Consider the following 18,684-nt stretch of genomic DNA (forward strand, 5'->3'; position numbering starts at 1 on the left):
CAAAGACACAAAAACCAAAAATAAAGCTCAACGCAGTTAACTGAAAGTATTATGTCAGAGTATTTAATCGATTTGCCCGCCGACGGGCAGTATGAAGCGACGTTTCTGTTTGCCCATGGCGCGGGAGCTGGGATGGATCATGCGTTCATGACGACTATTGCCAAGGGCCTGACCCTGCACGGGATTCGGGTCGTCCGGTTTGATTTTCCTTACATGGTGAAACGGCGTGACGACGGCAAGAAGCGGCCACCGGATCGCCAGCCTAAGCTATTGCTGGATTTTCAGCGCCATATCCAGGCTTTCGCTACGGATGGTCCGCTGGTGATTGGTGGAAAGTCGATGGGCGGGCGTATGGCCAGCCTGATGGTGACTGAGATTGCCGCCGAGACTCCGGATGTGAGTGACTGCCAGGCGCTGGTCAGCGGCGTGGCGTGTCTGGGCTTTCCGTTTCATCCGCCGGGGAAACCGGAAAACTTCCGGGGGGATCACTTGCAGACTATCGCGATCCCGACTCTGATTTTGCAGGGAGAACGCGATACCTTTGGTACCCGCGAAGAAGTGGAAGGCTGGCAGTATGCCGAATGTGTCCAAACCGCTTTTCTGCCGGACGGCGACCACAGCTTTAAACCGCGCAAGGTATCGGGTCACACTGAAGCCGGTAATCTGGCACAGGCGGTGGGTGTGCTGGCAAAATTTATTAAGGAATGTGTTGCAGGGAGAGGATAAATGAACAATCAATTCAGTCGCTGGATCCTGGTGCTGGCGGCGCTGAGCGGTGCTGTCGCTGTGGCATTGGGGGCATTTGCGGCCCACGGGTTAAAAGCGCGTCTGGACCCGAATCTGCTCGATATTTTTAAGACAGGCGTACAGTATCAGGCCTGGCACAGCCTGGCTGTCATCGGGTGTGTAATATTGGCACGCATTCTTCCTTCAAAAGCGGTATTATACGCGGCCCTGTTTTTTATCGCGGGTATTCTGATGTTCAGTGGCAGCCTGTATGGCCTGGCGCTGACCGGAATGAAGTGGTTGGGGCCCATCACGCCGATGGGAGGAGTCTGTTTTATAATTGGCTGGGTGGTGCTTGCTGTGGCAGCCTGGCGATCAGCGTAAGGGGTGAATGTGAATCACGTTCTGTTGTACTGCCGTCCCGGTTTCGAGAAGGAATGTGCCGGTGAAGTTCAGGATAAAGCCAATGTATTGGAGCTGTTTGGCTTTCCGCGGGTAAAGAATAACTCCGGTTTTGTTCTGTTCGAGTTTTATCAGCCGGGCGATGCGGATGCGTTCATCCAGCGCCAGCCTTTTTCTGAGCTGATTTTTGCCCGTCAGATGGTAGCCGTCATGCCTCTGCTTGAAGCTTTGCCATCGGATGATCGTATTTCGCCGATCCTTGAGCAGGTCGAAGCGTTCCCGCGTTGTGGCGATCTGCGGGTGGAAACACCAGATACCAATGAAGCGAAAGAGCTGCTTAAGTTCTGCCGTAAGTTTACCGTGCCGCTGCGTCAGGCACTGCGTAAGCAGGGCGTGTTGTATACCAAGGACAATCCCAAGAAACCGGTTCTGCACTTGTGCTTTATCGCTCCGGGCTGCTGTTATGTCGGGTATTCCTACTCGCACAATAACTCTCAGTTCTTCATGGGCATCCCACGCCTGAAGTTCCCGTCAGATGCGCCAAGCCGTTCGACGCTGAAGCTGGAAGAAGCCTTCCATGTGTTTATTCCGCGTGAAGAGTGGGATGAGCGTCTGGCATCCGGCATGTGGGGGGTGGACTTGGGCGCTTGTCCGGGCGGTTGGACTTACCAGCTGGTGAAACGCTCAATGTTTGTCCATGCGGTGGATAACGGTCAGATGGCACAGAGCCTGATGGATACCGGGCAGGTCAAACACCACGAAGCTGACGGGTTCAAGTTTGAGCCACCGCGTAAGAACGTGACTTGGTTGGTGTGTGATATGGTGGAAAAACCGGCTCGCGTGGCGCACCTGATGGGTGACTGGCTGATTAAAGCCTGGGCCAAAGAGACGATTTTCAACCTGAAGCTGCCAATGAAAGGTCGCTACGATGAGGTACTGCAGGACATCGAAAACCTGAAACTGTATCTGATCCAAAACGGGGTGAAATTCAAGCTGCAAGCCAAGCACCTGTATCATGACCGTGAAGAAATCACGGTGCACATCCAGCGCCTTGATAACCGCGCGCCGTATTAACGGCCCGGCTGGTCACGGCAGCATTGTGTCTTGTGGCCAATCGCTTGCAAACAGGCGGTTGGGTCGGACACGTGATGTTATGAGCTGAGTCTGAACCTGAAAAAAACGCCATCATTGTGATGGCGTTTTTTTTGTGCGTGGGAAAAGCCAGGCAGAGGTGGTTTTCAGCGTCAGCCTGTTAAGCGCCTTTTTTACGTTTCTGCATCTGCCGTGGTAGCTGGCTGAAAGCGAATGTCTTGCAGGTTAAAACCCAGCTGCAGGTCTGTTTTCAGACTGGCCACCTGTTTACAAGCCAGAGCCTGCTCACCGTGGGCCGCTATTTTTTTTTGCCATTTCGTCGGCAGGTTATCGGCAGCCAGAATGGCTTCCAGATTCGGATACTGGGTAAGCAGTTCCACCGCAGCTTTTGGCCCGATGCCCGGCACGCCGGGAATTTTGCTGGAGCTGATCCCGGCCAGTCCCCAGTAATCGGTCAGTTGCTCGGGCTTTACGCCGAACTCTTTTTCAATAAACGGGCTGTCGAGCCAACGTTGCTGAAAGTAATCCCGAATGCGCAAGGTAGGCTGCAGTAGCTGGCAATAGCCTTTATCGGTCGAGACAATGGTTACCTGATGACCGCCAGACGCCACTTTCAGCGCCAGAGTGGCGACCAGATCGTCCGCTTCGTCCCCGTCTGACAGTAGGGAATCAATGCCCATCGCCATGAAGGCATCCTGAATCAGCTCCATGCCGTGCATCAGCTCTTCCGGCATGGGCTTACGGCCTTCTTTGTAGTTCGGCAGCAACTGTGCCCGCCATCCCCGATCGTCACCGTGGTGATCAAACACGGCAACAATGTGAGTCGGCTGGCTCATCTGGATGATTTTTCCCAGTGCCTGACAACAGACATTGGCAGTATTCCGGACATCCGGCTCGCCCGGTTGGGCGGCGTGAACCCGACGGATCAGGTTGAGGGCATCAATAACGACAAGGTGGATCGACGACATGCGTTAACCATTTGAATAGAAAAAAGGGCCTTCAGGCCCTTTATTGTACGCATGGATGGCGGGTGGTCTCAACCGCAATGCCGCCCGAGCGGTTAAACGGACGGGGAATCGGGTGATGACACTGGCTTACCGACGATCATTTGGCAATCGGCGGGGCAGCGGTGATGATGTCATAGCAGGGTTCATAACGGCTGCCCGGCAGCTTCATCCGTTGCTGCTCCACAAATTGTTTCAGCAATTTGTCCATGCGTTTCATCAGTGACAGGTCACCGTTAATCTGGAACCGGCCTTTGCGCTCAATTTCCCGGATCCCTTCTTCCTTGACGTTACCAGCAACGATACCGGAGAACGCCCGACGCAGGTTCGCGGCCAGATGCTCCGGACGTTGGTTCATGTGCAGATCCAGGCTGGCCATGGATTCATGGGTCGGCTCAAACGGCAGCTGGAATTCCGGTGGAATGGCCAGTGACCAGTTGTAACCGTAGGCATCGCCGGTGGCCAGACGGTGCTCTTTGATGATCGGCATAGCCGATTTCATTACTCGGGCAACCCTGGCCGGATCATCAATAATGATCTGGTAGTGCTTGGTTGCGGCTTCGCCCAGCGTGTCACGGACGAAACTGTCCAGGGTTCGGAAGTAGGCCTCACTTTCCTTCGGCCCGGTCAGTACAACCGGGAAAGGCTGATCCGCATTGGCCGGTTCCATCAGGATCCCCAGGATGTAGAGCAGCTCTTCCGCTGTACCCGCCCCGCCGGGGAAGATCACGATCCCGTGGCCGAGCCGGACAAAGGCCTCCAGACGTTTCTCGATATCTGGCATGATCACCAGTTCGTTCACAATCGGGTTTGGCGGCTCGGCGGCGATGATCGACGGCTCGGTCAGACCGATAAAGCGGCTGTTTCGGTAGCGCTGTTTGGCGTGGCCGATGGCAGCGCCTTTCATCGGGCCTTCCATTGCACCCGGGCCGCAGCCGGTACAGATATTCAGCTCGCGCAGCCCCAGTTCACTGCCGACTTCCCGGGTGTACTGATATTCCACTGGGTTGATGGAGTGCCCGCCCCAGCACACAACGATGTTCGGGTCTTCACCTGAGCGAATGGTTTTGGCGTTCCGCAGTACGCTGAACACAAAGTTCGTAATGTGCGGTGAGCTGGTCAGGTTCAGATCGCGTCGTTGCTGGATGTGTACGTTCACATACACGATGTCACGCAGTACCGAAAACATATGTTCCTGGATACCGCGAATAATTTTCCCGTCGACAAATGCATGTTCCGGCGGGTTGGTCAGTTCGAGCTTGATGCCGCGCTCACGTCGCATGACGTTCACATCAAACGATTTATGTTTTTCCAGCAGCTCTTTCGAGTTATCGGTGTGGCTGCCGGAGTTTAGTACGGCCAGCGAGCAGTTACGGTACAGGCGATAGATATCGCTGGAGGCGGTCGCTTTCAGCAGGTCGACTTCGTGTTGTGACAGCAGGTCCATGGTACCTACTGGGTTGATATGTGTGATCATGGTTACCTCCCTGGTCATGATGAGGCGGCGGTCATCACAATTAATTCATTGTAGGAAGAAAGGGTGAAGACTGCCGGAAGAAAGCAGATGGCTTACCGGAGGGTACGGACATTCTGTTTCCAAGGGATCAGTCGTGTTGTGTGCCTGACGTGCAGGGGTAATTAAGTGACTGATATATAAACAACCATACACAGTGTTGCCCGATTTTGCCAGAAATGACAAGCAGGATGCTGATTTAGCAGAAGAAAAATGTCAGGCAATCCACAAGATCCGGTTATTTCCGGCACTGCGGGCACTGATTAGGGCTTTTTCTGTCCGCTCGATAATATCCGGCGGCGTATCATTGGCCTCAAACAGCGTCGCGCCAATTGATACGCTGATGGTGACGTTTTTGTCCCGGAAGCGGAAGGGAAGCTTGACGATCGCTTCACGTATGCAACCCAACCGTTTATTGCGGGTTTCTTCGTCGGTTTCCGGCAGGATCAGCATGAAAGCGTCATCGGAAAAACGGGCGATGAAATCCGTCGGCGACAGTTGCTGGCGGATGGCGCGGGCGATGATTTTCAGGATCTTGTCACCGGCAGCATGGCCGAAGGAGGTGTTGATCTTCTTGAATTCATCAATGTCGACCAGCGCGACGCACAGCGGGTGCTGATTGCGCAGCCAGCGCTGGTATTCGTGGTTCAGCCGGTCGTGGAAAGCTGCCCGGTTGTACACCCGGGTCAGGTTATCCAGGAACATGCGCTGTTCCTGATCCTGCAGGCGTTTCCGGTAATCCTGGGTTTGCTCGTACAGGCTGATGATCTTGGATTCGTTGTAGTGCAGTTGCTCTAGCAGCGCCTGCTCCCGTTTTTCCAGAGCCCGGTTACGTTCCGCCAGAATCAGCAGTTCCTTGGTCATAGCCGTCAGCTCCGGCCGCCAGCTGTCCAGACTCTGCCGTTCTTTCAGGCCGGTACGGATCTGTTGGGCGAGATCGGCCAGCTCCGTGGTCATGCCGCTGCGGTGCTCGTATATGGTCTGGCTTTGCTCTGCGCTCTGCTGGGTGGTTTTTTGCAGGGTGGCCAGCTCGCCGTGAACATTGTCGAGGAACTGTTGCGACGCACGACGTTCCTGATGGGTGCCATCAAGCACTAGCCGTAGGATATCCAAGACAATTTCCAGCAGGGCAGATGGAGTCACGCCAGTCAGCAGACGATTGCGGATGGTTTGTAGCTTGTCACCGGTTTCACCGTCGAAGTCCAGTTCAGTGATCAGATGCTGAAGGTCATGCGTGAGTTTGAGCTGAACATCCAAATCCACCGCCGTCTGGCTGGCATCTGACTCCTGAGTTGACAGCAGCTTAACGGCGCGTTCATAAAACGCCAGCAGGCGATAGACTTGCTGGTGGGTTTGGCTAAGGGATTCTCCCGGTTGCGACAGCGCCTGGGTCAGTTCCCGTTTGAGCTGGGCCGGCAGGCTGTGCATCTGATGCAGAACTTCACTGCTGCGACTGATATGGCGGCTGAGATCCTGGTTTTCGCGCTCGGCAAAATTGGCCAGGCGGGAAACCAGACGCTCAACCACGGCCAGGCGCGGTAAAATTTTGCTGATGTCCTGATTTTGCTCGAGTTCCTGACGCAGCGCGATGAGCTTCTGATCCAGCTCGTGATCCAGCCCGCGACAGGCGGCGGAGAGGCGGCTGATCAAACGTTTTAATATGACAATTTCCCGGCGTGATTTTAAAGCAGCATCCCGGTAGGAGAGTTGAGCTTGGTCTAAACGTAGCTTTAATTTACTCACTTCAGAAGCTACGGCATTCAAATCAGTCACGGTGGTCGTCACATTGTACTCAATGTCAAACTCATTGCTTATCATGGGGTTAATTGTGGTCAAGCAAGTATCATGCTAGCAAATCCACTTTTCACTGCCATGATTTATCGGCCATTGCGCTGGAAAATTCACACCCTTAACTGACATTTTTGTCAGAAACGTGATCATCATTCCAGCATATTTCGTGCCGGGATGAAGATTGCACTTTTACCAGCCCATTATCAATACCTTGGATGCACGCCCGGCGAATATTATCGCTGGCAAAACTGGCGGCCGGTGCGGCGTTGATGGCACTGAGGTGAACCCACTGGCTGCCGGACTCCAGTTTGCTCAGTTCGCGCGCGGCATTGGTGGCCATCAGCAGGATATCCAGCAGCTCATGATCGTTGATTGCGGTGTAGGCGCGGGGCAGGAACGGGTACTCCGCCATACCGATGCGTACCCGGTTATCAATGTGTCGTTGCTCGACAAACCGGTCAACCAGTTCTTGCAGGGAATTGGCCAGTTGCTCCGGTGCTGAGTCCAGGCGTGAATTGGGCTCGATGTAGAGGAACATGGCATCGGAGAAGTGGTACAGCCTGGCAGGTTCACACACCTGTTTTTTAAGGTATTCGCCGAACTGACGTTCCAGCTCCAGTCCCTGTTGGTAGCCGTGCTTGAGGTAGATATGCTTGAGGAAAGGCACCTCAAACAGGGCAAAGCGCAGGCGGTCACTCAGCGGTTCGCTGATGATTTCCCCCAAGTGCCACTGTTCGAAGTTGGCACTGCTTTGCTGCAGCGAATTCGGCAGCTTAACGGTTAACATCCGCAGATTCCGCAGCCCGCTGCGGGGATGGGTGTAAAACTCGGTACGCAGCCGCATCAGCCGTGAGGTCAGCAGTTTCGCCGTGCGGTGACGGCGCAGCAGGATAATGATGGTAATAGCCAGCACTGACAGCAGAAACACGGTCACTTTCTGTTGTTTGTACAGGGCTTTCTCACTATCAAACTTCTGGCGTTCCAGCTCTTCGAGGTGCAGCGCCCGCTCAAGCATGCGTTGCTGCTGCTTGAAGACTTCCACGTTGCTTTCAACCTGAGCCAGCTGCTTGGTGCTGAACAGCTGTTCGTAGCGGCGCTGGCTGAGCAGGGCATTGTAGTAGTCTTTTTTCTGTTCAAAGGCCTGTGACAACAGCTGTTCGCCTTCCATTTGCAGCTCACGGTTGCCCAGACGGCTGGCGGCGATCAGGCCGTTTTGCAGGGTGGAAATGGCATTGTCTGTTTTGCCTTCGGCCAGCTCCAGCCGCCCCTGCAGCAGCTGGGCATCAGTCAGGATGCTGTCGTTGCCGCTTTGGGTCGCCATCAGACGGGCATGGTGCAGGTATTGCTCTGCCTTCGGGTAGTTGTACAACTGCAGGTAAACCCGAGCGATACTCAGGCGCAGCTGCGCCGAGCGCACTTCATGCTTGAGCTGGTTTTCCTGATCCAGTGCGTTGAAATAGTGCACCAGCGCCAGATTGTAGCGCCCTTGCTGCTCGTAGATGTCGGCAATCAGCCCCAGGGTTTGTGCCAACGGCAGGGTACGCTGGTAGTGTTCAAAGAAGTCTCCGGCCTGAGTTGCGTGTTCGAGCGCTTTGTCGAACACCTTACGTTGTTCAAACAGGGTGGCCAGTTCGTAGTTCGCCATCGCGATCTGCGGTTTGTCGTCGAGCTCCACAGCCAGCCAGTAACCGCTCAGCAGGCGATCCAGCGCCAGCTCGTAATGGTCATGCTCAAGGTAGTGTCTGCCGACGACCAGCTGGTAGTGGATCTGCTCGGGTTTATCATCCAGCTCGGTCAGAAAGCGTTTGGCTTTCAAAAAGCGCTTTTCGGCTTCGGTTTCCAGTCCGGTGTGAGATTCGATCACCGCGCGCTGCATCAGCGAGTCGTACTGCAGCCGTTTGATCTGGCTGTCCATCATCAGGTGGCGGCTATCTGTCAGCTGTTGATCAATGGCGTCGAGTGTCTTGAGCGCCAGAGTACTGTTTTTCAGGTTTTCCCAGAAAATTCGGGCGTGGATCAGCTGGCTTTCCAGGCTGCTGAACGTCAGGGCGTGCTCGTTGGCCAGCGCTTCCGCGGCTTTGATGGTTTGCATCGCCGCATCGATCTGGTTGAGCAGGGAGTAGGCCTGCGCTTTGATTTGCAGGGCATTGACGGTACTCAGCGGGGTGCGAATCGTGTGATCGGTTTCATCATTGATGTGTACGCGCGAGGTTTCTTTGGGCGTACTGAGACGGCGCTGGGCAAGATAGCGGTCGGTGATCTCAAGGGATTGCTCCGGGCTCAGCGGCAGCAAATCGTTGGCCTCCGCCAGTAATGGCGTAGTGAAGATTTTGGCCTGTGCACCCAGAGATGTGACGCAGAGAAACAGGTAAGGAATCAGCCAACGGCGAGGAAACATACTTTCAGAAACCCAGTGAAACAGTTCACTCCATATTAATGGCTTAGCATAGCAAGTCCAGCAAACTCTTCGAGTTTGCCGGACTTATCGCCGATCTCACCGCTTATTGGCGAGCCATGCGGAAGTTGTCGCTTGGGGTTTTGCCCATGTTGGTGCGATATGGATTGATATCCAGTCCACCACGGCGGGTGTAGCGAGCATAAACCGTCAGCAGCTCTGGCTGGCAGTATTTCATGATGTCGGTGAAGATGCGCTCAACGCACTGCTCGTGGAATTCATTGTGGTTACGGAAGGACACAATGTAGCGCAGCAGCTTTTCACGGTTGATTTGCTTACCTTTGTAAGAAATACGCACGCTGCCCCAGTCCGGCTGGCTGGTGATCAGGCAGTTGGACTTCAGCAGGTGGCTGTGCAGCTCTTCTGTCACGATTTCGCCCTCGGCTGCTCCTTCCAGATACGCCGGGTTAAAGTCGAAGCTGTCGATTTCGATATCCTGCTCATCGATGCACTGGCCGCTGAAGTTGACGATTTGCTGATCATCAAAATCAGTCAGTGGCTGAATGGTGACATCAACATCAGCCCCGGCACAGTTGCTCAGGTCTTGCTGAAGCTGATCTGCCACTCGCTGCCAGCTCTCGAAGCGCGTCTGGTTAAAGCTGTTCAGATACAGCTTGAAAGATTTGGATTCAATCAGATTCGGGCTGGAGGCCGGCAGGCGAACTTCACCGATAGCGACTTGTGGCAGCCCTTTGCTGTTCAGCCAGGACAGCTCGTAAAGCGTCCAGATATCGTAGCCGGTAAACGGCAGGCTGTCGCCAAGGGCCAGGTCATCACGGTTCAGGCTACGCGGTACCGGTTGCAACAGGCTTGGGTCATACTGATCTTTATATTCCGTCGTTTTACCTAGGGTCAAACCGGCTAATTCTTTTGCGTCTTGATATTTGCTCATACTGTCCTGGACACACTTGGATTAGAATAGCCAAAGTTTACTGAATCTTTTGAGAGGTTGCGAATGAATCATCCGGTTGCGGAGGCGTTATCTGAGTTTTCTTCCCGGTTTTTACAAGCATGGTGTGACGCCGATCAAGGTTTTCCCCGGAGCGAGGATCTGGTCGGGCTCGCTTCACCGTGTACGCGGGCTGATGACGGCTATGAAGTATCCTGGCAACCGGTCGCGCGTCAGCCTGTAGGTGATTTGGCCGCGGTCGAAAAAGGTATCGAATTGCGTCTGCACGAAGACATTGTTGCATTTTACGGCGCGCAATTCAGCGGAGACATGGCTGCCCGTTTTTCGGCGGTCGGTGGCCCGGTCGAGTTTGATTTGCTGCAGGCCTTTAATGACGACGATGTACTGCGCCTTCAGGAAAATATTTTGGGGCATCTGGTGACACAGCGTCGCCTAAAATTGAAGCCGACGGTTTTTATTGGGGCGATGGAGGCCGAAAATCAGGTGATTTCGGTGTGTAACCTGACCGGGGAAGTGGTAGTCGAAACCTTGGGCAAAGATGAACGCGAAGTGCTGGCCTCTGACTTAACCAGTTTTTTGCGTGCACTTGAGCCGGTAGTAAAGGCAGGTTGATCGATGTACGTAGTAGAGCTGCAGTTTGAATGTTTCGATAACACGACCGTGTCTGCGGTCGATATGGCTATCAATGGCCTGATGGATGCCCTGCGCTACAATGGTCAGGTATTGGGGCGGGAGTTTCCGATTGTGATGGATGACGGCATTTTTAAAGTGCGCGCCGTGTGTCCGGAGCAGGACAGTATGCATTCGAATTTCCACAGTCCGCAGGTCAAAGCCAGCCTGAACCGCCTCAGTCAGGCCAGTTTGCTGGCCCCGAAAGTGAAATTGCTGGGGCGCGATCTCAATTCCGAAGCTGCTGCAGAGAATTTCACGCCGTCATGGCAGGTGATTTACACCACATATGTTCATACCTGTTCGCCACTGCGCTGTGGCGAGACACTGATGCCGATCCCGCTGTACCGGCTACCGGACGCCACGCTCAACGGTGACCATAAAGCCGTGGTGAAATGGCAGACCGAATGGCAGGCCTGTGATGAACTGCAAATGGCCGGCGGGTGTAAAGCGGAGCATGCGGCCTTGCATGAGATTCGTGATGCTGACAGCGATCTGTTCCGGCGCGGCTGGGATATTCGCGGGCGTATTGAATTCATGACAAAGATCCCGACCTATTACTATCAGTACCGGGTGGGAGGAGTCAGCCTCGAAAGCGAGCTGAGCCGCCGGTGTCCGAAATGCGATGGCGAATGGCGTCAGGCTGAGCCACTGCATGGTATCTTCCTGTTTAAATGTGATGACTGCCGGATTGTTTCAAATCTGTCGTGGGATTTTCAGTAGCGCCGTTCGGGCAAAAGAAGCCAAAAGAAAAGCGCGGTTAACCGCGCTTTTCCAGTTTTTCCAGTCGGGCTGTCAGTTCAGCCACTTGTTGTTCCAGTTGGCTGATGCGAGCATCAGCACTTTGCGGTGCCGCGAGCTTTTCAATTTTCGGCACCCGCGCGCTGGTTTTCCAGCTTTGCAGGGCCTTGATGATCAATGGCATGGGCAGTGGGTCTGCCAGCCGGGCTTTGATCAATGCGACCGAGGGCTCTTTCCCTTCCTGAATCAGGCTATCAATGACGTTTGTCAGCGTCTGCGTGATGTTCTCTGACATTGTGTATCCTTTCTGTGTAGCCTTAGCTCTGTAGTGTATTGTTCAGTACGGTGATGCTCTGTGCTGGCTTGGACCGTGTTAGCGGCTATTGTCGCTGATTTCGTGTCAGCTGCCCAGCTTCATTCCGGAAGGCGTTATCCAGAGAGAAGGTCTTTTTGATAAGGGGCTGTTCAGCGATTTCAGTTCTGAGTGAGGCAATTGGCGGTAAACACTCCACATAGGCGAACCCCCCCGCCAATGCCTTTTAGTTCAGGGCTATTTGCGCAGCATGGCATCAAGCTGGTCGATGACTTCACACCAGTCGGCATCCTGTTCATAGGATTCGCGCAGGAATTTTTGTTGCGACGGCTCCCAGAACCGGGCCTCCGTTAATTGTTCATGCTGCTCCAGACAGTGCTCCTCGAGAAAGTTATCGATGTATTCTTTAGAATTATTCAGCCCTAACTGGCTGAAAAGCGAAGCGAGGTTATGTTCAAACGTTTCCATTGTATACTCCATGGCAAAAATGCGACGGGCGCAAAGAATGGTTGAAAGGCGTCATCCACTAAGTATAGAGAAAATTGATTTTGGGTGAGGTCAGGAGACATCGATTTCCATTTTGTCGATTCACTTTGTAAGAGATCTCTCACAAGCGTGTGGGAAATATGGTTAAAAATCGCAGGTAAATCTCCCTTTAAATGAAGTTAAGTATTTGATTTTTATTGTTTTAACCTGTCTCATTCTGATGGTGCGATATATCGATGTAAAAAAGTGAGTCATCGATCACTGGTTTTGGCCAGTGAAAAACGTAATCTTACTGGTGTCGGAAGGAACTGACGGAACGGAACAGGAACATAGCCAAGGATTTGGGTAGTCTCAGGATGAGGCCGGTGTGCCAGGAAGGTATATCGAACAGGGACTGTGAAGGGAATGCCGAGGAACGGCAAAACAGTAAACAGGATGTTTGCTGGTCAGGACGACGAAAAGGACCCCTTCAGGAAGAAGGTATGGACCCCTCCAGGATGGATGTTGAGAGTCAGGACAGGATGAACTGACGGGTCAGGAAGGCCACAGGACAACTTCAGGATGAAGTCAAAAGGACAATGCTGACGGATACAGCAGTCAAAGGAATGATGCAGGGAGCACCTTAGTAGCGGGAATGCTGCAAGTAAGACCTAAGGGCGCAACGCAAGTTGCGCCCGTTCTTTTTTCTGGCCCCTGAACCTGTAGGCAAGGTTACTTCTTACTCGCCAAATCTGCCTTTCGGGCACAAATTGCGTGGCGTTTATACCTGATACGAGTCCCCCGTTTTCTTCTTCACTTTTTCTCTGTGTCAGTCTCTTCAATCCGTTTCCCAGAACGCGGCTCTTGCCATCGTTTTCGGAATATTCAGGTTTTCGGAATATTCAGTTACATTCTCGCATTGATTAATCAGCAATATTCTAACTTTCTGTTTTGCCTTGTATTTACGGGGCTGAAATCGATTACTGTTTTTTCCCGATGCTTTGTGAGAGATCGCTTACAAGCGTGTAAGACTAAATCCGTTTATAACGCAGTGAAATGCGATGCATAATTTATCTTTTCCTTAATTTACAGAGTCTTGCGTTTTAATGGTGTTTTGAAGAGCCAAACAGCGTCAGCGAACGGAATCACGTTATCTTGTTCCGGTTTGGAATCGGCGTAATATGGGCCTTGTCGACAGGGACACGACGCAGGAATTCAGAAAATCGGTAGGACGCCGAAATCTCAGGATGAGGTGTAGTTGACTGGAGGTCAGCTACCCAGGAAGGTTGGACAGGGTAAGGAAACCTTAAAGCAGGCAGGATGTCTGCTGGTCAGGATGACAAAGGACAGTTTCAGGAAGAGACAGGGACCCCGAAGGAATCGGGCTAAGGAAGTGCTCCGGGACGGAGTCGGACCTCTCAGGATGAGTTATCAGGAACTCCTTCAGGATGAAGGGAAAGGACACCTCCAGGACGGATTGAGAGCGTGAGTTCAGGATGAACTGACAGGTCAGGGAACCACCGAAGGACAGTCCAGGACGGGACTTAGGGATTGCTGCAATAGGGATATTGTATAACAAGGATGACAGCAGGGAGCCATCAAGTAGCCGGATGCTGCATGTAAGACCTAAGGGCGCAACGTAAGTTGCGCCCGTTCTTTATTTGGGGGTAAAAACACCCGAGCTAATTTCCCCTTCCTTTATATTTCATCTGCTTATCGCTAGCCTTGGCACTCCACCTCCGATTCACCCCGGGCCTTTGTGAGAGATCTCTTACAAACCTGTAAGATATTACGCGTTTTTAACCTGGCCATTAGCCTAGGTCTTTAGTTTAAAGTGTTGAATTTAAAGTGTTTTTGCTTTTGTTTGGTGCAAATTTCATGCATTGAGACGAAAATTTCTGTCCGAGTATGCTCCCAATCCGATGGGGAAATCGTATTCTTAGGGTGTCGGAAGGAACTGACGGAACGGAACAGGAACATAGCCAAGGATTTGGGCAGTCTCAGGATGAGACCGGTGTGCCAGGAAGGTATATCGAACAGGGACTGTGAAGGGAATGCCGAGGAACGGCAAGACAGTAAACAGGATGTTTGCTGGTCAGGATGACGAAAAGGACCCCTTCAGGAAGAAGGTATGGACCCCTCCAGGATGGATGTTGAGAGTCAGGACAGGATGAACTGACGGGTCAGGAAGGCCACAGGACAACTTCAGGATGAAGTCAAAAGGACAATGCTGACGGATACAGCAGTCAAAGGAATGATGCAGGGAGCACTTTCGTAGCGGGAATGCTGCAAGTAAGACCTAAGGGCGCAACGCAAGTTGCGCCCGTTCTTTTTTGGGCACCGTAAAAGTTTGCTTGCCTGCTTACGGTACTTGCACTTTTCGGTGTGCTACCTTTTCTCACAAACCAGCCAAACCAGCCAAACCAGCCAAACCAGCCACAAAACAATGTCACAGTCAGAACTGCCTGCTATCTGGTAAATGATTGAGGTGAAAGCGTCGGCGACGCCTCAGCCCATACTGAATCTCATGCTCAAACATATGTGGCGTGATTTTCGCGTTGCCATGGTGGGGCATGCTGACAAGCGCCGCACGCCATTGACGTTTGTGGCGCTTGTGTATCAGGAGTTTATGTGGCGGTGAAGGAGCGATGGGAGCGTTAGCCGGGCATTCGGTGCGGCGGAACATGAAACTGCACCGGTCGGAACCCTTTCATGACCACATAGCCCTGATAGGCATCTTCTCCGCTGGCTGAGAATTCGAATAAATAAACGGTGTGCCAGTGCCATAGCCCCTGAGAATCGCGCAACTTGTGGCTGCCACTGGCAACGGTCAGTAACTGCAGACCTAAATGTTCACAGCGTTGGTGAATGAAAGTCTGAGCCAGCTCAGCCTGACGACGTTGTTGCCAGAACAGAAAGCCCGCCACGGCCAGCAGCAGTATTCCCAATAAATTATCCATGTTTTATTTCCTGTCGACATCCTTGATGTTGCCTGTCCATCTATGTGTATTTTCGCCAGCCTGACGACGTGATGTGTCAGGCCGGCAAACTGCACCGTGGTGTCGGCAAGCCGCTCTCACGGGTAGGCTAAAAGAGGAGAACCGTCTGGCGATTCAGTCTTCTCCCCGGGCGTGTTGCTGCAGTTTGGTGATGGCTTCAATCAGCGCCGTATTTGCCGGACTGTGCAGCAGTTGCAGCATGATTCCGCGTAGGTTCGGTAGCATCACCAAATCGGCAAAGAGCTGATTAAACAACGTCTGATCTTCGGTTTCGGCCAGACGCAGCAGGAACAGCCCAGCCAGTTCACTGTCCGTCAGTCCTTGCCAGCAGCGACCAGCAATTGCCACCAGGATTTCCGGATGGCTCAATGCTGACTGCGCCAGCAGATCACGCAATGCCTGACTCAGGGTTGCGGTATCGGCACCGGACAATGCCCGGATCAAGGCTGAAATCAGGAACAAATCCGGGGTGTCGACAGCGGCTTCTTCATCGAGGCGCTCTTTCAGGCGTGTCGCCAGGGCTTCCGGCAGAGTGCAGTGCTCAAGGCAACCCAGCAGGGCGTAGAGCGGAGTCAGCGGCAGGTTGTTGACTGCCTTACGCAGCTGAGTGGCGTTGTTTTCCTGCTTCATCCGGGCACAAACATCGGCCAGTCCCTGCAGGCCTACGCCCTGCCATTTATCCCAGCCTAAATCGCCGGTCAGGTAGTGCTGGGCGTGCTCATAATAGTGACTGGCAGGAAGATGCAGGAGTTCACGTAACTGGGCGTGGAAGATCGCCATCTTGTCGTCGTTAGGTTTGAAGGTGTACGGGTTTGCCGCCAGCTTTTCCTGCTCTTCTTCGGTTGGGGTCGTGTTCAGTGTCGCCCCCATGGCTTCAATCACGTACTTGATAAAGTCACCGACCGCTGCTTGCTTGAGCAGGCCACGCTCATCCAGTGGCAGACGAAGGAACCAGATCCAGGGTGGGTTCCCTGGCTGCCAGAAGGAAATAGAAAGGTGGGCGTGCTGTTTCAGCGGCCATGGATACGGCTGACGGTTTTCCTCAACAGCCTTGAAGTGTTCAATGTCGATTTCACACACACGGCGGCCGAGGTCGAAAATTTTATACTGGCAACCGGCGTTATCTAACAGTTGGGTAAGGTGATGAAATTTATCCATGGTCAGGTTCTGTGCTCCTCAATCAGAAGCGGGAGTATAGCACGTTCACCACGCTCGGCGATGGGCGGGGCGACAGTCTGAAGCGGTTGCCGTCTTCATTTCCTGCTTCCCTGACTGGGGCCATGTCACACTTGGGTGTCCTTGGGCAAGATGGTATCCTTCGCCGCCAGACTTATTGGCCGGGCCTGATCGGGCTTGGTATCAGAGAGATGAGGGTATGACAGACATGCACCAGCAATGTCGGCTGCTGCTTGAGCAGCTTGAAGCAACCATGAAATCGGAAGGGATGTGGGAAACCATACCGCCCAGCTCGTCTGCGTTGCAAAGTACAGAGCCGTTTGCGGTCGATACCCTGCATTGCACGCAGTGGCTGCAATGGATTTTTATTCCGCGTCTGCTCTGGATCCTGGCAGAGAACATGCCGCTGCCAGCCGCCATGGCGATTTCCCCTTACGTTGAGGAATCAATGAAAGGACTGGCTGGGCAGCCGGCGATTTTGTCGGTGACCCGCCAGCTGGATGAACTGTTTAAGAAGTGAGTGCTATGGAACTTGAAATCCTGTATCGCGACGAATACCTGGTCGCTGTCAATAAACCCGCCGGAATGCTGGTTCACCGTTCCTGGCTGGATCGCCATGAAACGCGGTTTGTGATGCAGACTTTGCGCGATCAGATTGGTCAACATGTGTTTCCCCTGCATCGCCTCGATCGCCCGACGTCGGGTGTTTTGCTGTTTGCGCTCTCAAGCGAGATGGCCGCACAAATGATGCCGAAGTTTGCCGGACGCGACATAAAGAAAACTTACCATGCGGTTGTCCGGGGCTGGATTCAGGAAGCCGCAGTGCTGGATTATCCGCTCAAGGAGGAACTGGATAAAATTGCTGACAAGCAGGCTAACCAAGATAAAGAGGCGCAGGAAGCTGTCACTGCGTACGCCCCTTTGGCTCACGTTCAGACTGACATTGCGATCGGCCGTTATCCGACCAGCCGTTACACGCTGGTGGAAATGAAGCCGGAAACGGGGCGTAAGCATCAGCTGCGTCGTCACATGCATCATCTCAGCCACCATATTATCGGGGACGTGAATCACGGTGATGGCCGTCATAACCGTAGTTTCCGGGATAACTATGACTGCTACCGCCTGATGCTGCATGCTTCGCGATTGCAGTTGCTGCACCCGGTCAGTGGCGAGATGCTGGATATCCGGGCCGAGGTGGATGCGCCCTGGCGCCGGGTCATGGCTGCTTTTGGGTGGGCGGAATCCCTGATGGAAGGCGCATAATCAGATAAAAGTTGCACCAATTCCGTCTGCCAGCCACAGTTATGTTATCGTGGATTCATGGATTTTCTGTCGCAAAGGAAGGTATTGAAATATGGCAAAGATTGGTGTTTTTGTGGGAACCGTATTCGGCGGCGCGGAAGAGGTGGCTGAGGAAGTCACACGTTTTCTGGTTGGCAGTGGGCATCAGGCCGAACTGTTTCTGGAATCCTCATTGGAGGAATTTCTGGCTTATCAGCAGGACATCGCGCTGGTGATCACCTCAACCACAGGTCAGGGAGAAATTCCGGACAACTTGCTGCCGTTGTTTCTGGCGCTGAATGATACCTTTCCGATGCTACCTCAGCTGCGTTACGGAGTGGTAGCGATGGGCGACTCCAGCTACGGCGAAGATCGTTTCTGCGGTGCCGGGCGGCAGTTTGATACGTTGTTGCAGGAGCTGCAGGCACGCCCCATGGTTGAGCGGTTGGATGTAGATGCCAGTGTTAATTTTGATGCGCTGGAAGTGGTCATGCCCTGGCTGAAAAGCTGGGCCAAGCAGGCTGATGCGGCCTGAGCCGAATGATCCATCATCAGCCGCAGAAACCGGGCGGGTTACCGCACCTGAATAAAAGGTTCCGGTAAATGCGGGTGTTTGAAGCGCGATTTCTCTGAGATAGCCGCCTGTATGCTGAGGGCCGATACGGGGATTCACGCTAAACAGAGATACACCGGGCAGCACAAAATGTGCTGCCCGGTTTTTTTATGGCAAGAAAGGGCGAAGCGGTTATTTCAGTTTTTCCAGATCGGCTTCAATTTCAGCGATTTTGTGGCTGACCACCTGCTCCAGGTGGCGCAGGTCGCCCAGGATCTTCTTCTTAATATCGATCTCAGTGTGCTTTTTGTTGGTGATACGATCCAGCTCATCAATGATGAACGTCAGCGTGCGGTTGATCTCGGTAATTTCTTTGTATTCCCGGTTACCGCTGTTGACCACCACCGATTTACGTTGGCGCGGGAACTTAAATTTCACACTTTTGGCAAAAAGCTCACCTTTCTGCTTGGTGAAATAGATCTTCAGGATATCGTTGGCCGCTTCCTGACGCAGGCTGTAACGTTCGATTGTTTCAGGGTGTTCGATGCCGATGGCAGAGAGGTTTGGGTACATATACGCCTCATGTTAACTACA

At 53.2% G+C, this 18,684-nt stretch carries 18 protein-coding genes; 8 read left to right on the forward strand and 10 right to left on the reverse strand.

Translation table 11 applies throughout. The features are described 5' to 3' along the window. Positions 1 to 51: 51 nt before the first annotated feature. The 3 genes from FH974_RS02970 to rlmM are packed head-to-tail and all read left to right on the forward strand — an operon-like array spanning position 52 to position 2,202. On the forward strand, positions 52 to 726 hold the full coding sequence (locus FH974_RS02970; RefSeq protein WP_047883201.1) for an alpha/beta family hydrolase: 675 nt from the start codon (positions 52 to 54) through the stop codon (positions 724 to 726). After that, a complete protein-coding gene (locus FH974_RS02975) occupies positions 727 to 1,110 on the forward strand; it encodes a DUF423 domain-containing protein (RefSeq protein WP_047883200.1) in 384 nt (127 codons plus the stop codon). A gap of 9 nt (positions 1,111 to 1,119) precedes the next feature. Then, the gene (gene rlmM, locus FH974_RS02980; RefSeq protein WP_047883199.1) at positions 1,120 to 2,202 is read left to right on the forward strand and encodes a 23S rRNA (cytidine(2498)-2'-O)-methyltransferase RlmM; all 1,083 of its coding nucleotides are present in this window, start codon (positions 1,120 to 1,122) and stop codon (positions 2,200 to 2,202) included. A gap of 191 nt (positions 2,203 to 2,393) precedes the next feature. Here the strand turns inward: rlmM and xni are convergent, their stop codons facing one another. The 5 genes from xni to queF all read right to left on the reverse strand — a co-directional run bounded on the left by xni (position 2,394) and on the right by queF (position 9,875). Continuing rightward, positions 2,394 to 3,188, reverse strand: coding sequence for a flap endonuclease Xni (xni, locus tag FH974_RS02985; RefSeq protein ID WP_047883198.1), 795 nt, complete (start codon positions 3,186 to 3,188; stop codon positions 2,394 to 2,396). 136 nt (positions 3,189 to 3,324) lie between these two features. After that, the gene (gene ppnN, locus FH974_RS02990; RefSeq protein ID WP_047883197.1) at positions 3,325 to 4,701 is read right to left on the reverse strand and encodes a nucleotide 5'-monophosphate nucleosidase PpnN; all 1,377 of its coding nucleotides are present in this window, start codon (positions 4,699 to 4,701) and stop codon (positions 3,325 to 3,327) included. Between the two features lie 252 nt (positions 4,702 to 4,953). Then, positions 4,954 to 6,573, reverse strand: coding sequence for a sensor domain-containing diguanylate cyclase (locus FH974_RS02995; RefSeq protein ID WP_242551848.1), 1,620 nt, complete (start codon positions 6,571 to 6,573; stop codon positions 4,954 to 4,956). Positions 6,574 to 6,646: 73 nt separating this feature from the next. Next, positions 6,647 to 8,926 (reverse strand): tetratricopeptide repeat-containing diguanylate cyclase, encoded by a 2,280-nt coding sequence (locus FH974_RS03000; RefSeq protein WP_047883196.1) that lies wholly within the window; start codon positions 8,924 to 8,926, stop codon positions 6,647 to 6,649. A gap of 103 nt (positions 8,927 to 9,029) precedes the next feature. Further along, entirely contained in the window at positions 9,030 to 9,875 is an 846-nt protein-coding gene (gene queF / locus FH974_RS03005; RefSeq protein ID WP_047883195.1) for an NADPH-dependent 7-cyano-7-deazaguanine reductase QueF, read from the reverse strand. 63 nt (positions 9,876 to 9,938) lie between these two features. Between queF and syd the strand changes: the two genes are divergently transcribed. Beyond that, positions 9,939 to 10,505 (forward strand): SecY-interacting protein, encoded by a 567-nt coding sequence (syd, locus tag FH974_RS03010; RefSeq protein ID WP_047883194.1) that lies wholly within the window; start codon positions 9,939 to 9,941, stop codon positions 10,503 to 10,505. 3 nt (positions 10,506 to 10,508) lie between these two features. Then, on the forward strand, positions 10,509 to 11,285 hold the full coding sequence (locus FH974_RS03015; RefSeq protein ID WP_047883193.1) for a Zn-ribbon-containing protein: 777 nt from the start codon (positions 10,509 to 10,511) through the stop codon (positions 11,283 to 11,285). A gap of 37 nt (positions 11,286 to 11,322) precedes the next feature. Here FH974_RS03015 and FH974_RS03020 read toward each other — a convergent pair whose 3' ends face one another. From FH974_RS03020 to FH974_RS03035, 4 genes are all read right to left on the reverse strand, one after another. Further along, the gene (locus tag FH974_RS03020) at positions 11,323 to 11,598 is read right to left on the reverse strand and encodes a hypothetical protein (RefSeq protein WP_047883192.1); all 276 of its coding nucleotides are present in this window, start codon (positions 11,596 to 11,598) and stop codon (positions 11,323 to 11,325) included. A 255-nt stretch (positions 11,599 to 11,853) separates the two neighbouring features. Continuing rightward, entirely contained in the window at positions 11,854 to 12,084 is a 231-nt protein-coding gene (locus FH974_RS03025) for a DUF2789 domain-containing protein (protein ID WP_047883191.1), read from the reverse strand. 2,654 nt (positions 12,085 to 14,738) lie between these two features. After that, complete coding sequence (locus FH974_RS03030) at positions 14,739 to 15,041, reverse strand: DUF3301 domain-containing protein (RefSeq protein ID WP_047883189.1); 303 nt, start codon at positions 15,039 to 15,041, stop codon at positions 14,739 to 14,741. A 153-nt stretch (positions 15,042 to 15,194) separates the two neighbouring features. Then, entirely contained in the window at positions 15,195 to 16,244 is a 1,050-nt protein-coding gene (locus FH974_RS03035; protein WP_084712415.1) for a DUF3549 family protein, read from the reverse strand. Between the two features lie 211 nt (positions 16,245 to 16,455). Here FH974_RS03035 and FH974_RS03040 point away from each other — a divergent pair, with 211 nt between their 5' ends. The 3 genes from FH974_RS03040 to FH974_RS03050 all read left to right on the forward strand — a co-directional run bounded on the left by FH974_RS03040 (position 16,456) and on the right by FH974_RS03050 (position 18,072). Beyond that, entirely contained in the window at positions 16,456 to 16,776 is a 321-nt protein-coding gene (locus FH974_RS03040; RefSeq protein ID WP_047883186.1) for a YqcC family protein, read from the forward strand. A gap of 5 nt (positions 16,777 to 16,781) precedes the next feature. Beyond that, the gene (gene truC, locus FH974_RS03045) at positions 16,782 to 17,519 is read left to right on the forward strand and encodes a tRNA pseudouridine(65) synthase TruC (protein WP_047883185.1); all 738 of its coding nucleotides are present in this window, start codon (positions 16,782 to 16,784) and stop codon (positions 17,517 to 17,519) included. Between the two features lie 91 nt (positions 17,520 to 17,610). Then, positions 17,611 to 18,072 (forward strand): flavodoxin, encoded by a 462-nt coding sequence (locus tag FH974_RS03050; RefSeq protein WP_047883184.1) that lies wholly within the window; start codon positions 17,611 to 17,613, stop codon positions 18,070 to 18,072. Between the two features lie 210 nt (positions 18,073 to 18,282). Here FH974_RS03050 and FH974_RS03055 read toward each other — a convergent pair whose 3' ends face one another. After that, a complete protein-coding gene (locus FH974_RS03055; RefSeq protein WP_047883183.1) occupies positions 18,283 to 18,663 on the reverse strand; it encodes a DUF3461 family protein in 381 nt (126 codons plus the stop codon). Positions 18,664 to 18,684 lie beyond the last annotated feature (21 nt).

This window comes from Photobacterium ganghwense (assembly GCF_017329545.1).
GTDB lineage: Bacteria > Pseudomonadota > Gammaproteobacteria > Enterobacterales > Vibrionaceae > Photobacterium > Photobacterium ganghwense.

Excerpts from the sequence above, each read along its gene's own strand:
- ppnN (WP_047883197.1), bottom strand. The coding sequence starts at position 4,701 with ATGATCACACATATCAACCCAGTAGGTACCATGGACCTGCTGTCACAA.
- FH974_RS03040 (WP_047883186.1), top strand. The coding sequence starts at position 16,456 with ATGACAGACATGCACCAGCAATGTCGGCTGCTGCTTGAGCAGCTTGAA.
- FH974_RS02970 (WP_047883201.1), top strand. The coding sequence starts at position 52 with ATGTCAGAGTATTTAATCGATTTGCCCGCCGACGGGCAGTATGAAGCG.
- truC (WP_047883185.1), top strand. The coding sequence starts at position 16,782 with ATGGAACTTGAAATCCTGTATCGCGACGAATACCTGGTCGCTGTCAAT.
- FH974_RS03025 (WP_047883191.1), bottom strand. The coding sequence starts at position 12,084 with ATGGAAACGTTTGAACATAACCTCGCTTCGCTTTTCAGCCAGTTAGGG.
- syd (WP_047883194.1), top strand. The coding sequence starts at position 9,939 with ATGAATCATCCGGTTGCGGAGGCGTTATCTGAGTTTTCTTCCCGGTTT.
- FH974_RS03030 (WP_047883189.1), bottom strand. The coding sequence starts at position 15,041 with ATGGATAATTTATTGGGAATACTGCTGCTGGCCGTGGCGGGCTTTCTG.
- FH974_RS03000 (WP_047883196.1), bottom strand. The coding sequence starts at position 8,926 with ATGTTTCCTCGCCGTTGGCTGATTCCTTACCTGTTTCTCTGCGTCACA.
- FH974_RS03055 (WP_047883183.1), bottom strand. The coding sequence starts at position 18,663 with ATGTACCCAAACCTCTCTGCCATCGGCATCGAACACCCTGAAACAATC.
- queF (WP_047883195.1), bottom strand. The coding sequence starts at position 9,875 with ATGAGCAAATATCAAGACGCAAAAGAATTAGCCGGTTTGACCCTAGGT.
- FH974_RS03020 (WP_047883192.1), bottom strand. The coding sequence starts at position 11,598 with ATGTCAGAGAACATCACGCAGACGCTGACAAACGTCATTGATAGCCTG.
- FH974_RS03050 (WP_047883184.1), top strand. The coding sequence starts at position 17,611 with ATGGCAAAGATTGGTGTTTTTGTGGGAACCGTATTCGGCGGCGCGGAA.
- FH974_RS02975 (WP_047883200.1), top strand. The coding sequence starts at position 727 with ATGAACAATCAATTCAGTCGCTGGATCCTGGTGCTGGCGGCGCTGAGC.
- FH974_RS03015 (WP_047883193.1), top strand. The coding sequence starts at position 10,509 with ATGTACGTAGTAGAGCTGCAGTTTGAATGTTTCGATAACACGACCGTG.
- xni (WP_047883198.1), bottom strand. The coding sequence starts at position 3,188 with ATGTCGTCGATCCACCTTGTCGTTATTGATGCCCTCAACCTGATCCGT.